This window comes from Nocardioides sp. CCNWLW239, from assembly GCF_037137035.1.
Taxonomy (GTDB): Bacteria; Actinomycetota; Actinomycetes; order Propionibacteriales; family Nocardioidaceae; genus Nocardioides.
In genome coordinates, this window is record NZ_JBBBNW010000005.1 from 233,344 (window position 1) to 248,595 (window position 15,252).

Here is a 15,252-nt window from a genome sequence, read left to right on the forward strand (position 1 = left end):
ACCCACTGTGCCACGTCGCTATTTGCCCAGCGCGTCCTTCACGCGGTCGACGATGAAGTGGAACGGCATCGTGGCGAGCTGCTTGGGCACTGATCCGGCCGAGCCGGGATGGGGGCGGGTGGGCGCGACCATCTCGGCCGCCGACAGTCGTTTGCCCATCGTGTGCCGGGCGGTCTCGTCGAGCATGGAGAGGAGGAGCGGGAACTCGACTCGCTCCTCTTCCTCGGCGTGCTGCTCGACCGCGATCTGGAAGATGGGGAAGCTCTCGTCGAACTCGGGGCTGTCGACGCCGGCGTCCTCGAGCCGTGCCAGCATCTCGCTGGCCTCCTGCTCGTCGGCGGTGAGCGCCCTGGTGAGCGTCTCGCCACCGTGCACCGAGGCGACCGGATGGACGACGAGCTGCTCGGCGGTCTCGTGCACCGCGAGCAGGACCCGGAGGTCGTCGAACGCCTGGCGCTTGGCCGGGCCCTCGGAGTTCCCCACGGTCGCGCAGAGCTGGCGGATGCCGGCGTGCTGGTGCAGCAGGATCCTGACCACGTCGCCCTCGGGTAGCTCGGAGGCCTGTTTGAGGTCTTCGGTCACGTGGGACACGGTTTGCTCCTGTCTCATGGGGGTCTGGATGGACATCGGCCCTGGTACCCACGGCGTGTTGTGCCCATACACCTGTCCAACCGCCCACCGATCTGAGAGGGTTCAGGAGTGATGAGGCCGGGGATTCTGCGGGTCGCGGTGGTAAGCCCGCAAGAAGTTGTCATGCGCGGGCTCACCACCATGCTCGCGGACTATCCGGACCGACTGGTCGTGGCAGCGCTTCCGTCTGTACGGAGCCGGGCACCCGGGGTCGACGTGATCCTCTACGACACCCTGGGCCTGCATCTGGCCGACGGCTCGGATCTGGTGCATCTGTTGCAGGAGACTGACGCCAAGGTGCTCATCTTCAGCCGCGACATGCGCCCCGACCTCCGGGCGAAGGCCTACTCGCTGGGCGCGCGGGCATGGGTCTCGATGAGCGTGCATGCCGGCGAGCTGGTCCGCGCCATCGAGCTCACCGCCGCTGGCGAGCCGCTCGAGGAACGCGAGGACCGGCTCGGCACGGTCGCCGGGCTCACCACCCGCGAGGTCGAGGTGCTCGCGCTGATCACCCAGGGACTGTCCAACAAGGACATCGCCGAGAAGCTCGTGGTCAGCGGAAACACGCTCAAGAGCCACATTCGGCAGGCCTACCGCAAGATCGAGGTCACCACCCGCAGCCAGGCGGTCAGCTGGGCGATCACGCACGGATTCGCACCGCCCGACGAGAATTCCTCGGAGTCGGGTGCATCCGTGGGTGCCCGGATGGTTACCGATAACTTATCGACAGAACGGTCTGGGTGACTGGCCCTGCTTCGGCATGGGGGTGACACCACGACCGCGCTGTCGGTGCCGCGGTCTCGGCAACGGACCCGGGACCGCGGTTCTAACCCTCAGGGGTGAGTGCGCTGTGGGGGTTGGGCTCACCCCTGGGGGCCATTTCTCTCGCGAACACGAGGTAATCGCCGGTTCACGCGACAGACTCGGGCCATGGACACCACGCCGGACGCTTCGTCTCAGCAGGACCTTGTCGTACGTCACCTCCCGGTGGCGCGCTCCCTGGCTGCTCGCTACACCGGCCGTGGCGTCGAGGTCGACGACCTTCGACAGGCCGCGAGAATCGGGCTGGTGAAGGCTGCGCGCCGCTACGACCCGGCGCAAGGTGAGTTCTTGAGCTATGCCGTACCGATGGCCACCGGCGAGATCCGCCACTGCTTCCGTGAGCTGGACCGGAGCGTACGCCCCGGAAGGGACGATGATTCGCTCATCGAGCAGCTCAGCGAGCCCGACCCCGGCTTCGACCGTGCGGAGGCGCGGATGCTGGTGGAGCAGGCCATGGGCGACCTCGGGGAGACCGACCGGATGATCCTGCAGCTGCGTTTCGTCGACGGCCTGAGCCAGTCCGAGATCGGCGACCGGATCGGTGCCACCCAGGCTCAGGTGTCTCGATCCCTGGCACGGATCCTCCGCCGAATGCGCACGGCCGTCGCCGCGTAGACATCGCGACCAGCGGGTACCGGATCCCCATGAGCACCCCAGTGATCGTCTTCACCGTGATCGGCGTGATCGTCGTCTTGGTCGGCATCTCCGCCTGGCTCTACGACGCCAGACGGAACAAGCATGTCGCCGAGGACGACGAGCGCCTCGACCAGCCGAACAGGAGGGGCTGAGATGCCGCAACGTGCCTGGAGCAAGAAGCGAGAACGCCAGTACGAGCACATCAAGGAAGGTCTGCTCGACCGGGGCGAGGACGAGGACACCGCCGAGGAGATCGCGGCTCGCACGGTCAACAAGGAGCGTGCCCGCGAAGGTGAGTCCCGCGAGCGCAGCCGCACCTCGACCAAGGACATCTCCTCAGGCCGCCGCGGTGGCTTGCGCAGCCACCGCGGCCCAGGCGGGCGAACCAAGGCCCAGCTGTACGAAGAGGCCAAGGACAAGAACATCAAGGGACGTTCGAAGATGAACAAGGCCGAGCTCGAGAAGGCTGTCGGGCGCTGAGCCTTGTCGGGCCGCGAGGCCCGGCCAGATCCCAGACGTACGCGCCTCTCTACTAGTCGGTAGAGGGGCGCGTACGTCTGGGACCATCGGTCATTGCTGGAACTGGGAACCCGCATCATCACCGACAGCGAAAACGTCGAGACCGATAGACCCCCCATAGGCCTATCGGTCTCGATGCTCGAGCGACTACGGATGCGGCCGCGAGACGTACGCCGTCGAGGTCCGGTCGGCGACGCCGTCATCGGCGGCCGGCTGGGTGGTCGGGGCGCGGTGATCGCCGTTCCGGCCCAGCGGGAAGGTGTCGGCCATGACGCCGATCCGCTCGCGGGCAAGACCGACGGTCATGCCGGCACCATCGCGCAGCTTCTCATAGGTCGCGGTGGGGTAGCGGCCGACCACGTAGCCGGCGGCGCCACCGAGGGCGAAGGTGACGAGGTTGCGTTTCCTCACTTCTTCTCACCCGCCTTGAACTTTCGCAGCAGGGCGTCGGTGCCCTTCTTGCGGATGACGGCGGTGGCGACGGTCATCGCGACCGGGATGACGAATGCGGCGACCGCCGCGATCCGCTTGCCCCAGGACGACTCCTGCCACCTGGTCTTGGGCGTCGTACCGTTCCACAGCGAGCGCTGGGCGGTGTCGTCGCGCTCGCCGGTGATCGTCGAGTACGTCATGCCAGTCTCCTTGATGTCGTAGTCGGCTGTCGGTCCCGTACCCGTCACGGACACGGGTCATGCGGGTCTGGTGAGTCAGGCGGCGATGCCTACGTCTTCGAGCTGCCCGCGCAGCTCGTCGATGATCCGGGTCAGGATCCGGGAGACCTGGGTCTGGGTGACGCCGATCGCCTCGCCGATCTCCGCCTGGCTACGGTCCTCGAGGAAGCGCAGCCTCACCACGAGCTGGTCGCGCGGGCAGAGTCCGCTGATCGCCTGCTCCAGTGCCAGGCGGGTCTCGCAGTCACCCAGGCCACCGTCGATACCCGGAAGCATGTCGCCGATCGTGGCGTCCGAGGACTGCGCGTCGTTCGGGCGCAGCGGGGCGTCCAGCGAGGTGGGGGTGAAGCAGCCACGGGCGTCGAGCGCCTCACGTACCTTCTGCTCCGGGACGTCGGCGATCTCGGCCAGCTCGGCGGTGGGCAGGGTGCCCCGCTCGGAGCCGATCCGCAGCAACGTGCTCTGCAGCTCCTGGATCGGGCGCGGGGGCCGCACGGTCCAGCCGTGGTCGCGGAACCAACGCTTCACCTCACCCCTGATCGTGGGTACGGCAAAGGTGAGGAAATCGTCGGCGCGGTCGGGATGGAAGCTCTTCGCCGCCCTGACCAACGCGATGTAGGCCACCTGTTCGAGATCGGCACGCGGGATGCCCCGGCCGGTGTAGCGGTGCGCGATCGAGCGGGCGACCGCTGCATTGAGCAGGATCACCTCTTCGAGGAGCCGGTCCTTCTCCTCACCTTCAGCACGGTGTGCCTTCGCCAACAGCTCTGAGGTCAGACGCTGCCGCTCGGCCCGGGGTAGGTCGGTCTCGAAAGCCGTCGTTGTCTCGAAAGTCGTCGTCGTCATGTTCAGGTAGTGCCCGGATCGAGCGCGTTCCAACGGCTTCGCCGTCAACTTCACCCCCGTGGGTGTGGGTCTGCGGGGTCGGCATCACCCTTGTGGGTGAGTGTCGGGCGACTTTCCCGCCCGGCCGCATCACAGACAGCCCTCTCGGGCACCGACAGGGAATGAGAATCCTGATCTGGCACGTGCACGGCACTTGGACGACGTCGTTCGTGCACGGTCGCCATGACTATCTGCTCCCCGTCACCCCCGAGCGCGGCCCGGACGGCCTCGGCCGCAGCAGCACCTGGGAGTGGCCGGCATCGGTCCGCGAGGTGAGCATCGAGGCGCTGGCGGACGAGGAGGTCGACGTCGTCGTCCTCCAGCGTCCGCACGAGGTCGACCTGGCTGAGCGGTGGCTCGGTGGGCGGCGCCCCGGCCGCGACGTATCGGCGGTCTACGTGGAGCACGACACCCCGGTCGGCGCGGTCCCGGACGTTCGCCACCCGATGGCGGGTGGCGGTGTCCCGATCGTGCACGTCACCGGCTTCAACGACCTGCTGTGGGACTGCAGCGGCACGCCGACGACGGTCATCGAGCACGGCATCGTCGACCCCGGCCGCCGCTACACCGGTGACATCGAGCGTGCCGGGCTGGTCGTCAACGATCCGGTACGCCGAGGCCGCTCGGTCGGCGCCGACCTGCTCCCGGCGCTGTCCGAGGGTGTCGGCGCGGACGTCTTCGGCAGGCAGGTCGAGCACCTGCCCGCGTACGACGGGCTGCGAACATACGAGAACCTGTCGCAGCAGGATCTGCACGACCACCTCCCGCGACGACGGGTGTACGTCCACCTCAACCGCTGGACCTCGCTGAGCCTCTCCCTGATCGAGGCGATGCACCTCGGCATGCCGGTCGTCGCCCTGGCCATGGCCGAGACCCCGCTCGCCGTGCCGCACGAGGCCGGCTTCGTCACCACCCGCCGCGACGAGATCGTCCCCGCCGTGCGTCATCTGATGAAGGATCCCGACGTCGCCGAGGAGGCGGGTCTCATCGGGCGTCGGCACGCCCGGAAGCGCTACGGCCTGGAGCGGTTCCTCGACGAGTGGGACGACGTGCTCCGCTGGGTCGCCGACGGCTGCGGAAGGTGAGGGAGGGCCGGCCGGGCATGTCGGATCGCGGCGCGGGTACGGGACTACGAGCTCTGTCCCCGAACGAAGGACCGCTATGACTGACACGCCGAGCCCCGGCGCCCCCGAGCAGCAGACCGAGTGGCTGACCACCTCGGGCGGTGTGCGCCTGCGCGAGACCGACAAGTCCCTCAAGGCGGGCGAACGCGGCCCGACCCTGCTCCAGGACCACCATCTTCGCGAGAAGATCACCCACTTCGACCACGAGCGGATCCCGGAACGCGTGGTCCACGCCCGCGGTGCCGGCGCGCACGGCACCTTCACCGCGTACGGGACCGCCGAGTCCGTGACCAGGGCCGGGTTCCTGGCCGAGGGCCGGCAGACCCCCGTCTTCGTGCGGTTCTCCACGGTGCTGGGATCCCGCGGCAGCGCCGACACCGTCCGTGACACCCGTGGGTTCGCGACCAAGTTCTACACCGACGAGGGCACCTTCGACCTCGTCGGCAACAACATGCCCGTCTTCTTCATCCAGGACGGCATCAAGTTCCCCGACGTCATCCACGCCGGCAAGCCCCACCCCGACCGGGAGATCCCGCAGGCGCAGTCCGCGCACGACACCTTCTGGGACTTCGTCTCGCTGCACACCGAGGCCCAGCACCACGCCCTGTGGAACATGTCCGACCGCGGCATCTCCCGTTCCTACCGGATGATGGAGGGCTTCGGCGTGCACACCTTCCGGCTCGTCAACGCCGCGGGGGAGACCAGCCTGGTCAAGTTCCACTGGAAGCCGAAGCTCGGCGTTCACGGCCTCCTCTGGGAGGAGGCCCAGATGCTCGGCGGCTTCGACCCGGACTTCCACCGCCGCGACCTGGCCGACGCGATCGAGGCGGGCGCCTACCCCGAGTGGGAGCTCGGGATCCAGGTCTTCCCGGACACTCCGGAACAGACGTACGAAGGGATCGACCTGCTCGACCCGACCAAGCTGGTCCCCGAGGAGATCGCGCCGGTCCAGAGGATCGGCCGGCTGGTGCTCGACCGGAACCCGACGAACTTCTTCGCCGAGACCGAGCAGGTCGCGTTCCACGTCGGCAACCTCGTGCCCGGCATCGACGTCACCGACGACCCGCTGCTGCAGGCGCGGCTGTTCTCCTACGTCGACACCCAGCTGACCCGCCTCGGCGGGCCGAACTTCAACCAGATCCCGGTCAACCGGCCGCACGCGCCGGTCAACGACATGCTGCGCGACGGGTTCCACCAGCACGAGGTGCACGACGGGGTGGCGCCGTACCACCCCAACTCGCTCGACGGCGGATGCCCGTTCCTGGCCGGTGACCCCGAGGGAGCCTTCCTGGACAACCCGGTCACGGTGCCCGAGACGGTCAAGCAGCGCGCGCAGCCGGCCTCGTTCGACGACCACTTCAGCCAGCCGCGGCTCTTCTGGCAGTCGATGACGCCGGTCGAGAAGCAGCACATCATCGCTGCGTACTCCTTCGAGCTGGGCAAGGTCCACGAGACCGCGATCCGCGAACGCCAGCTCCAGTGCTTGGCCGAGATCGCGCCGGACCTCTGCGGCGGCGTGGCCAAGGCCCTCGGGCTGCCGGCACCTTCGCCGACCGACGAGCTGGCCGACCCGGAGCCGAGCCCGGCGCTGTCGATGCTGGGTGGTTCCTTCCCGCCGGACGGGCGGACCGTCGGGATCCTCGTCGGTCCGGACAGTGCGGTCGACGAGGTCGACGGGCTGCGCTCCGCGCTCCTCGGGTCCCGGATGATGCCGCTGCTGATCGCACCGACGGCGGCTCCGCTCGGCGGCGAGCTCGCCGTGCAGCGTACGTTCGCGACGGCTCGTTCCGTCGAGTTCGACGCGCTCGTGCTCGCCGACGGTGCGGGCGCTGTCGCCTCGGACCCGCACGTGATGCTGCTGGTGGAGGAGATCTTCCGGCACGGCAAGGCCCTGCTGGCTTGGGGGAGCGGCGCCGAGGCCGTCGCCACCGCCGGGATCGCGGTCCCGGCGCCCGGCGTGAAGGCCGAGGAGTCCGGCTCCGCGGTGGCCGCCGAGCTTCCTGACCTGCTGGGCGCGCACCGGTCGTGGGAGAGGTTCGCGCTCTCCTGATGTTTGCCGTCAGGGGGTATACGGGTCGGCCTGACCGGGTACCGAGGGGCTTCCCCACCACAACTACACACCGAGGTGAGATCCGAATGGCATTAATTCTCTGGCTGATCGCGGCAGTCCTGGTGATCAGCGGCATCGTGTCGCTGGTCCGTGGCCAAATCCTATGGGGAGCTGTACTCATCGTGGTCGGCTTGCTGGTCGGCCCCGGCGGAGTGAGCATCTTCACCTAGAAACCGTGCGGCCCGGTGCGCCCTTTCCTGGGGGCCCCGGGCCGCGCGGTGTCCAGGGTGAAGTGACTGGTGTGAAGTCCGGTCAACGGCAACGAGAGGACAGACCATGGGTAAGTGCGTCACGTGCGGCAACGAGTACGACGGAAGCTTCGAGGTCACCACGGCCTCGGGTGAGCAGCACGTCTTCGACTCGATCGAGTGTGCGGTGCCGCTGATCGCCCCGGTGTGCGTCAACTGCGGCACCCGCATCCTCGGTCACGGGGTGCAGAACGAGCAGCACATGTTCTGCTGCGCCCACTGTGCCCACGCGGTGGGCGTCACGGGCGTGAGCGATCGTGTCACCAGCGGTTCCTGACCGCGCGCCGGTCGTGAGCGGTGCCGCCGCCTGCAGGACCGGGCGGCTGGGTCAGCGGCGCTCGGCGAAACGCAGGGCACTGTGGTGCTCATGTGCCAGCCGGCGCAGGCAGAGCAGGAACTCTCCGAGGACGACCTGGCCCACCACCATCTGCTCCATCATCGCCTCGCGGTCCTGGGTGGCGTCGATCTGGTCGAGCTCGTAGGTGGCGAGGGCATCCACGAGAGGCAGGTAGGTCGCCGCGCCCTCGGGGTCGGTGGGGAGGCCGCTGTCCAGGATGACGCTGATGATGCCGGCGAGGTGGTCGCGCTCGGGTGCGTCAGGCCTCACCTTCGTCCACCCCGCCCGATCGACGATCTGGTCGGCGAGCTCGCGGAGATGGATGTCGCTGGTCTCGGGGACCGTGGTCTCGGTGCGGAGTGCGTCGCAGGCCTTGCCGAACATGTCGTGCACCGACGCGCTGCGGTCCTGAGTGGCGTCGACAAGCGCCTTGAGCGCGCCGACGGGGACCGCGCCGACATCGCGCAGCACCCGGAGCAGGCGCAGGCGGCGTACGTGCTGGTCGTCGTAGTCGGCCAAGCGCTCGGAGAGCTTTCTGCCGGGGGAGAGGAGGCCTTCGCGTACGTAGTACTTGATCGTCGCGACGCTCACGCCGGTGGAGTCGGCGAGCTCGGAGATCCGCATCGTGCCTCCGTGGAAGTAGTTGACAGGCTTGCTGGATAGGAGCACTATCCTAGACTAGATATTGCAACTATCCAGTAAGGGAGACGGGGATGTCCAAGATCGCAAGGGCCTACCGGGAGGCTCCGAAGAACGTGCCGGTCGGTGTCACGCCCGGGCACAGCGTCGCCGACGTCACCGACGAGGTCGTCGTGTTCCTGATCGGCATGCGCATCCATCGCTGGCACAAGGTGCGCAGCTGGTTCCCGGTCTTCGTCGGGATGCCCCGGATGCTCGCCGAGCTCGCCAGGAACCCGGATCTCGGGATGCTCTCCGCGCGCAGCTACTGGTCGGGCCGAGTCTTGCTGACCGTGCAGTACTGGCGCAGCGTCGAGGACCTCGGCCGGTTCGCCAAGGACCCGTCGCTCACGCACGCTCCCGCGTGGGCAGCCTTCAACCGGCGTGCGGCCTCGACCGGCGACATCGGGATCTGGCACGAGACCTACCGGGTGCCCGCCGATCAGGTCGAGACGTTGTACGGCAACATGCCGGCCTTCGGTCTCGGTGCCGCGCTCGGAGTGGTCGAGAGGTCGGCCGGGCAACGGAACCGGACCCACGAGCGGATGGGATCCACCCGCCCGGAGTACGTCGAGACGCCTTAGAGTGCGGTGACGGTCTCGCTCGGCGACAGCGCCCGGGTCGGTGCGCCCCGCAGCAGCACCACGGCGAGCAGTGCCGCGATCCAGGCGCAGACCGCAGCCCCCGCGAAGACGGTGTGCTCCTGGGCGATGGCCGCCCCGATGAGCAGGTCCTGATACTCCTCGCACATCCCACCGCCGGTGCAGACCGAAGAGAGCGACGGCAGGTCGGCCTGGGCTGAGTAGTAGCTGCGCAGGCCGACCGTGGTCAGCGCGGAGATGCCGACCAGCATGCCGACCATCCGGGCCACCACGGTGAAGGACGTGGTCAGCCCGTGCATCGACTGCTCGGTCGTGGCCAGGATCGCGGCGTTGACCGGCGCCAGCGCAAGGCCGAAGCCGAGGCCGCCGGCGACGAGCACGACGGTGGCTGACGCCGAGCGCAGCGCGTCCGCGTCCCAGCGGGCCATGAACACGAACGCGACAGCGGCCAGCAGCATCCCGCCACCGGCGATCACGCCCGCCGGCAGCCGCCGGGTGAGGAAGCCGCCCGCGACAGCACCCACCGGCAGCGCGACCAGGAACTCCAGCAGCACCAGGGCCGCCTTCAGCTGGCTGTCGCCGTAGATCGTGGTGCGAGCGAAGAGGGGTACGTCGATCAGTGCGGCCACCAGCGCGGCGCCGACGAAGAACGAGATCAGCACCGAGCCCCACGCCGGCGTCCGGGCGAACGCGCCGCGCGGGACGATCGGGTCCTGCGCCCGGCGCAGGTGGAAGACGAAACCGAGCAGCGCCAGCCCGCCGGCGACGAGATACCAGACGCCCTGCTCCGAGAAGACCGCCACCTCGGGGTCGGCGGTCGCGAAGGCCAGGATCACCCCGGCCAGAGCGATCGAGAGCAGCAGCGCCCCGAGAAGGTCGACCTCGGCGGCGATCCGGCCGAGCACGCTGCGTACGCCTGGCCGGAGGCCGCACTTCACCAGACACCCCAGGGTCGCGATGATCGTGACCAGGCCCAGCGGTGTCAGCCAACGCGTCGACCCGGCCGCGGGCACATAGAGCGCGCCCCAGGTCAGGTCCTGGACGAGGGCGGTCGGCTCGACCGCGAGCAGCACGTACGCCGCGCCGGCGATGAGCAGCAGCGCCAGCGCGACCAGGTCCGGCCGACGCGAGCTGCCTCGGACCGCGTCCGAGCGGCCCAGACGCTGGATCGCCACCGCCAGGACGGCACCGACCACGAGGTTGAGCACGAAGATCGCTCGCCAGTCCGCGACCGCGAGCACGGCCGCTCCGATGAGCGGGCCGAGCACCGAGCCGAGCTCCTGGACGGCAGAGACCAGCCCGAGCGGCACGCCTCGGCGCTCAGCCGGGTAGAGGACCGCGACCAGTGCCAGGGTCGCCGGTACCAGCGCGCCGCCACCCAGGCCTTGGAAGAACCGGCCGACCACCATCGCCGCGAGGTCCCACGACAGCGCCGTCAGGAACGAGCCGAACGCGAAGACCACCAGGCCACCGACGAGCACCGGCAGATGGCCGAGGAGGTCAGCGAGCCGTCCGATCAGCGGCAGCACCGCGACGTACCCCAGCAGGAAGCCGGAGATCAGCGGCGCCGCGCGCTGGAGCTCCTCGATCGAGAGCCCGACGCCCGCCATCATGTCCGGCAACGCCAGCACGACGACGTAGGTGTCCGCGGCGGCGAAGGCCACCGCGACAGCGGCGAGCCACAGGACCGCTCTCACGGCTTGGTGATCTCCTTCTCGACGCCGTACTCGGTCACCTCGATGGTGTAGGAGTAGGCAGCCTCGCCCTCACCGCTGAAGTGGCCCGTGATGGTGGCCTCGGTGAGCTCGTCGGAGTCGTTGATGATGTAGGTGACGTCGAAGTCGCCGGCCGCTCCGGCGAGGATCTTCTGGACGGCCGTGTCCGGGAGCGTGCCGGTGTAGGTCGAGAGGATCTCGTCGTTGTCGGCGCCGCCACGTACGGACTTGCCGGCCTTCACGTCCTCGGTGGCCGACAGCAGCGAGGAGATGCCGCCCTCCGGAGCGATCAGCGCTGCCGGGTCCGGCACCCCGTAGTCGGCCGGGTCGAGCTCCTGGAACGAGGTCGTGAACGGCAGCTTGGCGTAGACGACACCGTCGACCGACACCACGTCGACCTGCGCTTCCACCCCCATCACCGGCACCGTCAGCTTGCCCTCGAACGCCGGCTCGCGGGTCAGCGTGCCGGTCGCGGCCTTCAGGGTCGTGATGCCCTCCGGCAGGTCGTCGGAGGCCAGCGAGAAGTTGATCCCGCTCGTCTCGTCGAGGTTCTTCTGGGCCGCAGCGAGCACCTGCTGCGGCGTACGTCCCTTGGTCGGGTCCTCGTCGCCGCAGGAGGTCATCACGAGAAGCGCGGCCAGGAGGGCGACGAGAGCGAAGGCGAAGCGTGGCAGGCTCAGGGGCATGCGGGTCAGAATGCCACGCTTCGCAACCTTCGTGGTGTCGAGGTGGCCTAATCGGCGACGCTGACCGGGCGCGGAGTCTCCAGGCACCGTCGGATCGTGGTGACGATGCTGCCGGCGGTGAAGAGCTCGTCATCGGTGGACTCGCCCGCGCGTACGTCATGGATCTGACGGACGAGCGTGGCGAGGGCGTCCTGTGCGTCCGCCTTGACCTCCGGGTCCACGGTCCGGCCGTCGCCCGACTGGACGAGGTCGGCGAGAGCGAGCAGCGTCTGCGCCGTCTGCGGTCGCAGCTCGGGGCCGAGCCCGACGAGATCGTTGCCCGCCCGCTCCTCTTCCTCCAACAGCTGGGTCAGCTCCTCGACCAGGAAGCACACCCGTTCCAGGCTCGCTGCCTGTTCGAGCTGTCTGTCCAGGTGCTGCCGGTGACGTTCCCGCCGCCGGTTGACGCGGGAGGCCTCGAGGACGAGCTGCCGTGCGGCACGCATGTTCTGCACCGCCGGCTCGAGCCGTGCCCGATAGGCGCTCCACTCGTTCGCGGTCGGTGGTCGGTCTCCTTGCAGGGCACGGGCCAGCCGCCGGAGCTGGACGAGCACCTCGGCGCGTACGTCGTCGATCGCCCGTGCCGTGGGCGCGAGCGGCAGACGCGGGAACAGCACTGTCATCGCGACACCGATCGCGGCCCCGATCAGGGTCAGCCCGCCGAACGCGCTCACGAACGCCACCGGGTCCTCGGTCCCGATGATCAGCACGAACAGGGCGGCCGTCGGCACCCAGTGACCGCTGTCATCGAGCCAGCGCCAGGTCCCCGCCAGCGTCCCCACCGCGATCACCAGAGCTGCGGTCACGGGACTGGGGGAGAGCACCGCCCCGACCGCGAGCGCGATCCCCGAGCCGAGCCAGATGCTGACGACGCTCTGGACGGACTGGCGTACGGAGCCCATCACCGTCGAGGACATCGCCACCACGGCACCCAGGGGCGCGTAGTAGGGGAACTCGCCGGCCGGCCCGGGGAAGACGGCGCCGATCCAGTAGGCGATGGCCCCTGCCGCCGCCGTCGTCAGGGCCGGACCCCACGGAAGCCGACGAGCCTTGAGGCGAGCCGCACGTCCCAGGGTGAGCATGGAAGCCCCGGTACCCCCGGGGACTCCCGTTCATGACGTCGTGGTGCCGATGGGGATCACATCGAGGTCCTCACCGACGACCAGCTCCCCGGAGAAGCCCCTGCGGGCCTGTCGCCACCGTGAGGACGGGTTGTCGGCAGGGACGAGATGAGAGAGGACAAGGGTGCCGACGCCCGCCTGCTCGGCGACGTCGCGGCCCACCTGCTCGATGGTCGTGTGCGACTCGAGCAGGTGCTTGCGGACGGGTCCAGCGGTCTCGGACGGCAGAGACGCGACGAGCCGCTCGACGAACTCCGGGTCGATCACCTCATGGACCAAGACGTCGGCGCCGCGGGCGAGGTCGATGAGGTTCTGGCTCACGCAGGTGTCGCCGGAGACCACGACCGAGCCGTCCGGGGTGTCGAAGCGATAGCCGTACGCCGGGGCGGTGGGATGGTGGTCGACCAGCGTCGCGGTCACGGTCACCTCGCCGTCCTTCCAGACGTCGATCGGGGCCTCGAGCCGCGGCGGGACACCCTCCGGGTCGATGCTCCACACCGCCGAGTGGTCGATGTCGTGGACCTCGAAGAGCGTGTCCGGGTCGGGGAAGTTGCTGTCCCGCAGCCTGTCGTTGAAGTCCTGGGCGAAGGCGTTGCGCAGATGGCCGGTCATCGAGGAGATGCCGGGCATCGGCTCGTCCGGGCTGACCAGGCCCGGTGCCGGACGCGTGGGCGGAAAGACCCGCGTGAGCGTGTCGCGGGCACCCGGGCCGAAGACCTGGACCGGCCCACCGGAGCGGCCGACGATGTTCATCGACCCGATCGCGTACGTCGTGGGCCAGTCGACCGTGTGGTCGCTGTGCAGGTGGGTGAAGAAGATCCCGCGCACCCGGGAGAGCGCCGAGCCCAGCCCGGTGTCGGGGGCCAGGCCGCTCTGCTGCAGGCGGCCGAAGGCGCCGATGCCGAGATCGACCACGTAGACCTTGTCCTCGAACACGATCGCGGTCGAGACCCCGTGCCGGCCGCCGTCGAGCACGGCCGGGCCGCCGGCGGTGCCGAGCAGTACGACCCGCGTGCGGGCCTTCGGGCGGCGGCGGGCGGACGTGGGTGCGGCGGCCGCCGCGGGCGTACGCAGGGCCGAGCCGGCCACCGCGCCGACGGCTCCGAGGCCGACCATCGACAGCAGGCTGCGGCGGTCGGTGGTCGGGAGGGAGGCGACGGCCTCGTTGAGCACATGACACATGGGTGATCGGTCTCCTGGATCAGGCGGGAACGGCCACGTCGCGGGTGAGGATGCGACGGGTGAGAAGGGCGAGAACGATGGCGACGGCTCCGACGAGGGCGACTGCGGCGCCGAGTCCGCCGAGGACGCCGGTGAAGACGACCACGAGGAGCGGGCAGACGAACTCGCCGAGGAACAGGGCAGCCGTCCACAGGCCGGTGCCGCGCCCGCGCTGCTCGAAGGTGAGCTCGGACTGTGCCCAGACGAGCAGGGTGGGCAGCATGAGGCCGGTGCCGGCCGAGGCGACCACCGCGCCGAGCACGATGACCGGCACCAGCGAGGTGGCACCGAGCACCATCAGGCCGGCTCCGGCCAGCCCGAAGGCGATCGGCAGCAGCGTGGCGGTGCCGCGGCCGGAGATCCGGCCGAAGGCGTACGCACCACCTGCGGTCGCGAGCGAGGCGAGCGCGGTGAACGCGCCGATCACGGGCACCGCGGTGATCCCGGCTGCGTCGAGCACGTAGGGCAGCTCCACGATCGGGGTGTAGAAGACGATGCCGCCGACGAGGGTGACCGCGCACGGCACCGCCAAGGTGCGGACGGGAAGCGGCGGGAGCGGGGCGCGCTCGGGAGACCCGGCGGTCTCGCCGGCGGGCTGCCAGAGCAGCGCCGCGGCGAGGGCGAGGAAGAGCAGGCTGGAGGCGTAGAGCCAGAACGGGGTGCGCCAGTCCTGCGCGCCGAGCGCGCCGCCGAGAGCGAAGAACACGGTCGCCGACAGGGAGGCGAACACGGTCTGCAGGCCGAGCCAGCGGTCGCGCTCGGTGCCGGAGAAGTAGTCGGCGATCAGGGTGGTGCAGCAGGTCATGATCGCGGCCTCCGCGACGCCGACGCCGATCCGGCTGAGCACGATCGGGCCCAGTCCCTCCAACCAGAGGGGTGCGGTGCCGAAGACGGCGTAGACCGCCAGGCCGGTGAGCAGCAGCCGCTTGCGTCCGAACCGGTCCACGATGCTGCCCGCGAACGGTGCCAGCAGCGCGATCATCAGTGCCGGGACGGTGAGCGAGAGCGGCACCAGCGCGGTCGCCGCGCCGCTGTCGCCGAAGTGGTCCTGCATCCGGGGCAGGACGGGAGCGAGCAGCACGGCGCCGAGGACCGGCAGGCAGCTCATGAACATGAGCAGGAAGCCTTGTGGGCGTCCGGCGCGCCGCGATGGCGTGGTGGTGTCGAGCATGGGTCTCCCTTGGATCAGGCCGAGACGTTGTGACAGC

At 69.5% G+C, this 15,252-nt stretch carries 19 protein-coding genes; 9 read left to right on the forward strand and 10 right to left on the reverse strand.

The genetic code is table 11. The features are described from left to right. Positions 1-18: 18 nt before the first annotated feature. Complete coding sequence (locus WBG06_RS20180; protein WP_336738751.1) at positions 19-591, reverse strand: hemerythrin domain-containing protein; 573 nt, start codon at positions 589-591, stop codon at positions 19-21. Positions 592-753: 162 nt separating this feature from the next. Here WBG06_RS20180 and WBG06_RS20185 point away from each other — a divergent pair, with 162 nt between their 5' ends. The 4 genes from WBG06_RS20185 (at position 754) to WBG06_RS20200 (ending at position 2,568) form a co-directional block, all read left to right on the forward strand. Further along, positions 754-1,374, forward strand: coding sequence for a helix-turn-helix transcriptional regulator (locus tag WBG06_RS20185; RefSeq protein WP_336738752.1), 621 nt, complete (start codon positions 754-756; stop codon positions 1,372-1,374). A 186-nt stretch (positions 1,375-1,560) separates the two neighbouring features. After that, positions 1,561-2,067, forward strand: coding sequence for a sigma-70 family RNA polymerase sigma factor (locus tag WBG06_RS20190; RefSeq protein ID WP_336738753.1), 507 nt, complete (start codon positions 1,561-1,563; stop codon positions 2,065-2,067). A gap of 29 nt (positions 2,068-2,096) precedes the next feature. Further along, positions 2,097-2,240: a hypothetical protein gene (locus tag WBG06_RS20195; RefSeq protein ID WP_336738754.1), complete on the forward strand. Its 144-nt coding sequence runs from the start codon at positions 2,097-2,099 to the stop codon at positions 2,238-2,240. 1 nt (position 2,241) lies between these two features. Then, on the forward strand, positions 2,242-2,568 hold the full coding sequence (locus WBG06_RS20200) for a plasmid stabilization protein (protein WP_336738755.1): 327 nt from the start codon (positions 2,242-2,244) through the stop codon (positions 2,566-2,568). A 186-nt stretch (positions 2,569-2,754) separates the two neighbouring features. Here the strand turns inward: WBG06_RS20200 and WBG06_RS20205 are convergent, their stop codons facing one another. The 3 genes from WBG06_RS20205 to WBG06_RS20215 form a co-directional block, all read right to left on the reverse strand. Beyond that, complete coding sequence (locus WBG06_RS20205; RefSeq protein ID WP_336738756.1) at positions 2,755-3,018, reverse strand: hypothetical protein; 264 nt, start codon at positions 3,016-3,018, stop codon at positions 2,755-2,757. Continuing rightward, positions 3,015-3,239: a hypothetical protein gene (locus tag WBG06_RS20210; RefSeq protein ID WP_336738757.1), complete on the reverse strand. Its 225-nt coding sequence runs from the start codon at positions 3,237-3,239 to the stop codon at positions 3,015-3,017. The genes WBG06_RS20205 and WBG06_RS20210 overlap by 4 nt, the downstream gene beginning before the upstream one ends. A 75-nt stretch (positions 3,240-3,314) precedes the next feature. Further along, positions 3,315-4,124: a sigma-70 family RNA polymerase sigma factor gene (locus WBG06_RS20215; protein ID WP_336738758.1), complete on the reverse strand. Its 810-nt coding sequence runs from the start codon at positions 4,122-4,124 to the stop codon at positions 3,315-3,317. Positions 4,125-4,285: 161 nt separating this feature from the next. Here WBG06_RS20215 and WBG06_RS20220 point away from each other — a divergent pair, with 161 nt between their 5' ends. The 4 genes from WBG06_RS20220 (at position 4,286) to WBG06_RS20235 (ending at position 7,922) form a co-directional block, all read left to right on the forward strand. Continuing rightward, entirely contained in the window at positions 4,286-5,248 is a 963-nt protein-coding gene (locus WBG06_RS20220) for a glycosyltransferase (RefSeq protein ID WP_336738759.1), read from the forward strand. Between the two features lie 76 nt (positions 5,249-5,324). Continuing rightward, on the forward strand, positions 5,325-7,337 hold the full coding sequence (locus tag WBG06_RS20225; RefSeq protein WP_336738760.1) for a catalase: 2,013 nt from the start codon (positions 5,325-5,327) through the stop codon (positions 7,335-7,337). A gap of 86 nt (positions 7,338-7,423) precedes the next feature. After that, a complete protein-coding gene (locus tag WBG06_RS20230) occupies positions 7,424-7,567 on the forward strand; it encodes a GPGG-motif small membrane protein (protein WP_336738761.1) in 144 nt (47 codons plus the stop codon). Between the two features lie 106 nt (positions 7,568-7,673). Next, positions 7,674-7,922: a hypothetical protein gene (locus WBG06_RS20235; protein WP_336738762.1), complete on the forward strand. Its 249-nt coding sequence runs from the start codon at positions 7,674-7,676 to the stop codon at positions 7,920-7,922. 51 nt (positions 7,923-7,973) lie between these two features. Here WBG06_RS20235 and WBG06_RS20240 read toward each other — a convergent pair whose 3' ends face one another. Continuing rightward, entirely contained in the window at positions 7,974-8,651 is a 678-nt protein-coding gene (locus WBG06_RS20240) for a MerR family transcriptional regulator (protein ID WP_336738763.1), read from the reverse strand. A 44-nt stretch (positions 8,652-8,695) separates the two neighbouring features. Here WBG06_RS20240 and WBG06_RS20245 point away from each other — a divergent pair, with 44 nt between their 5' ends. Further along, positions 8,696-9,244 carry a DUF4188 domain-containing protein gene (locus tag WBG06_RS20245; protein WP_336738764.1) on the forward strand — a complete coding sequence of 183 codons (549 nt, stop codon included), beginning with the start codon at positions 8,696-8,698 and terminating at the stop codon, positions 9,242-9,244. Here WBG06_RS20245 and WBG06_RS20250 read toward each other — a convergent pair. The 5 genes from WBG06_RS20250 to WBG06_RS20270 are packed head-to-tail and all read right to left on the reverse strand — an operon-like array spanning position 9,241 to position 15,215. Continuing rightward, complete coding sequence (locus WBG06_RS20250) at positions 9,241-10,959, reverse strand: MFS transporter (protein ID WP_336738765.1); 1,719 nt, start codon at positions 10,957-10,959, stop codon at positions 9,241-9,243. The two genes, WBG06_RS20245 and WBG06_RS20250, sit on opposite strands and share 4 nt — an antisense overlap. Then, positions 10,956-11,663 carry an LppX_LprAFG lipoprotein gene (locus tag WBG06_RS20255; protein ID WP_336738766.1) on the reverse strand — a complete coding sequence of 236 codons (708 nt, stop codon included), beginning with the start codon at positions 11,661-11,663 and terminating at the stop codon, positions 10,956-10,958. Before WBG06_RS20255 ends, WBG06_RS20250 begins: the two co-directional genes overlap by 4 nt. Positions 11,664-11,710: 47 nt before the next feature. Beyond that, complete coding sequence (locus WBG06_RS20260; RefSeq protein ID WP_336738767.1) at positions 11,711-12,784, reverse strand: FUSC family protein; 1,074 nt, start codon at positions 12,782-12,784, stop codon at positions 11,711-11,713. Between the two features lie 30 nt (positions 12,785-12,814). Further along, complete coding sequence (locus WBG06_RS20265; RefSeq protein WP_336738768.1) at positions 12,815-14,005, reverse strand: MBL fold metallo-hydrolase; 1,191 nt, start codon at positions 14,003-14,005, stop codon at positions 12,815-12,817. Between the two features lie 19 nt (positions 14,006-14,024). After that, positions 14,025-15,215 carry an MFS transporter gene (locus WBG06_RS20270; protein ID WP_336738769.1) on the reverse strand — a complete coding sequence of 397 codons (1,191 nt, stop codon included), beginning with the start codon at positions 15,213-15,215 and terminating at the stop codon, positions 14,025-14,027. Positions 15,216-15,252 lie beyond the last annotated feature (37 nt).

What these genes read in the sequence shown, in the direction of transcription:
- WBG06_RS20185 (WP_336738752.1), top strand. Translation starts at nt 754, where the DNA reads ATGCGCGGGCTCACCACCATGCTCGCGGACTATCCGGACCGACTGGTC.
- WBG06_RS20190 (WP_336738753.1), top strand. Translation starts at nt 1,561, where the DNA reads ATGGACACCACGCCGGACGCTTCGTCTCAGCAGGACCTTGTCGTACGT.
- WBG06_RS20195 (WP_336738754.1), top strand. Translation starts at nt 2,097, where the DNA reads ATGAGCACCCCAGTGATCGTCTTCACCGTGATCGGCGTGATCGTCGTC.
- WBG06_RS20200 (WP_336738755.1), top strand. Translation starts at nt 2,242, where the DNA reads ATGCCGCAACGTGCCTGGAGCAAGAAGCGAGAACGCCAGTACGAGCAC.
- WBG06_RS20210 (WP_336738757.1), bottom strand. Translation starts at nt 3,239, where the DNA reads ATGACGTACTCGACGATCACCGGCGAGCGCGACGACACCGCCCAGCGC.
- WBG06_RS20215 (WP_336738758.1), bottom strand. Translation starts at nt 4,124, where the DNA reads ATGACGACGACGACTTTCGAGACAACGACGGCTTTCGAGACCGACCTA.
- WBG06_RS20220 (WP_336738759.1), top strand. Translation starts at nt 4,286, where the DNA reads ATGAGAATCCTGATCTGGCACGTGCACGGCACTTGGACGACGTCGTTC.
- WBG06_RS20225 (WP_336738760.1), top strand. Translation starts at nt 5,325, where the DNA reads ATGACTGACACGCCGAGCCCCGGCGCCCCCGAGCAGCAGACCGAGTGG.
- WBG06_RS20230 (WP_336738761.1), top strand. Translation starts at nt 7,424, where the DNA reads ATGGCATTAATTCTCTGGCTGATCGCGGCAGTCCTGGTGATCAGCGGC.
- WBG06_RS20235 (WP_336738762.1), top strand. Translation starts at nt 7,674, where the DNA reads ATGGGTAAGTGCGTCACGTGCGGCAACGAGTACGACGGAAGCTTCGAG.
- WBG06_RS20245 (WP_336738764.1), top strand. Translation starts at nt 8,696, where the DNA reads ATGTCCAAGATCGCAAGGGCCTACCGGGAGGCTCCGAAGAACGTGCCG.
- WBG06_RS20255 (WP_336738766.1), bottom strand. Translation starts at nt 11,663, where the DNA reads ATGCCCCTGAGCCTGCCACGCTTCGCCTTCGCTCTCGTCGCCCTCCTG.
- WBG06_RS20260 (WP_336738767.1), bottom strand. Translation starts at nt 12,784, where the DNA reads ATGCTCACCCTGGGACGTGCGGCTCGCCTCAAGGCTCGTCGGCTTCCG.
- WBG06_RS20265 (WP_336738768.1), bottom strand. Translation starts at nt 14,005, where the DNA reads ATGTGTCATGTGCTCAACGAGGCCGTCGCCTCCCTCCCGACCACCGAC.
- WBG06_RS20270 (WP_336738769.1), bottom strand. Translation starts at nt 15,215, where the DNA reads ATGCTCGACACCACCACGCCATCGCGGCGCGCCGGACGCCCACAAGGC.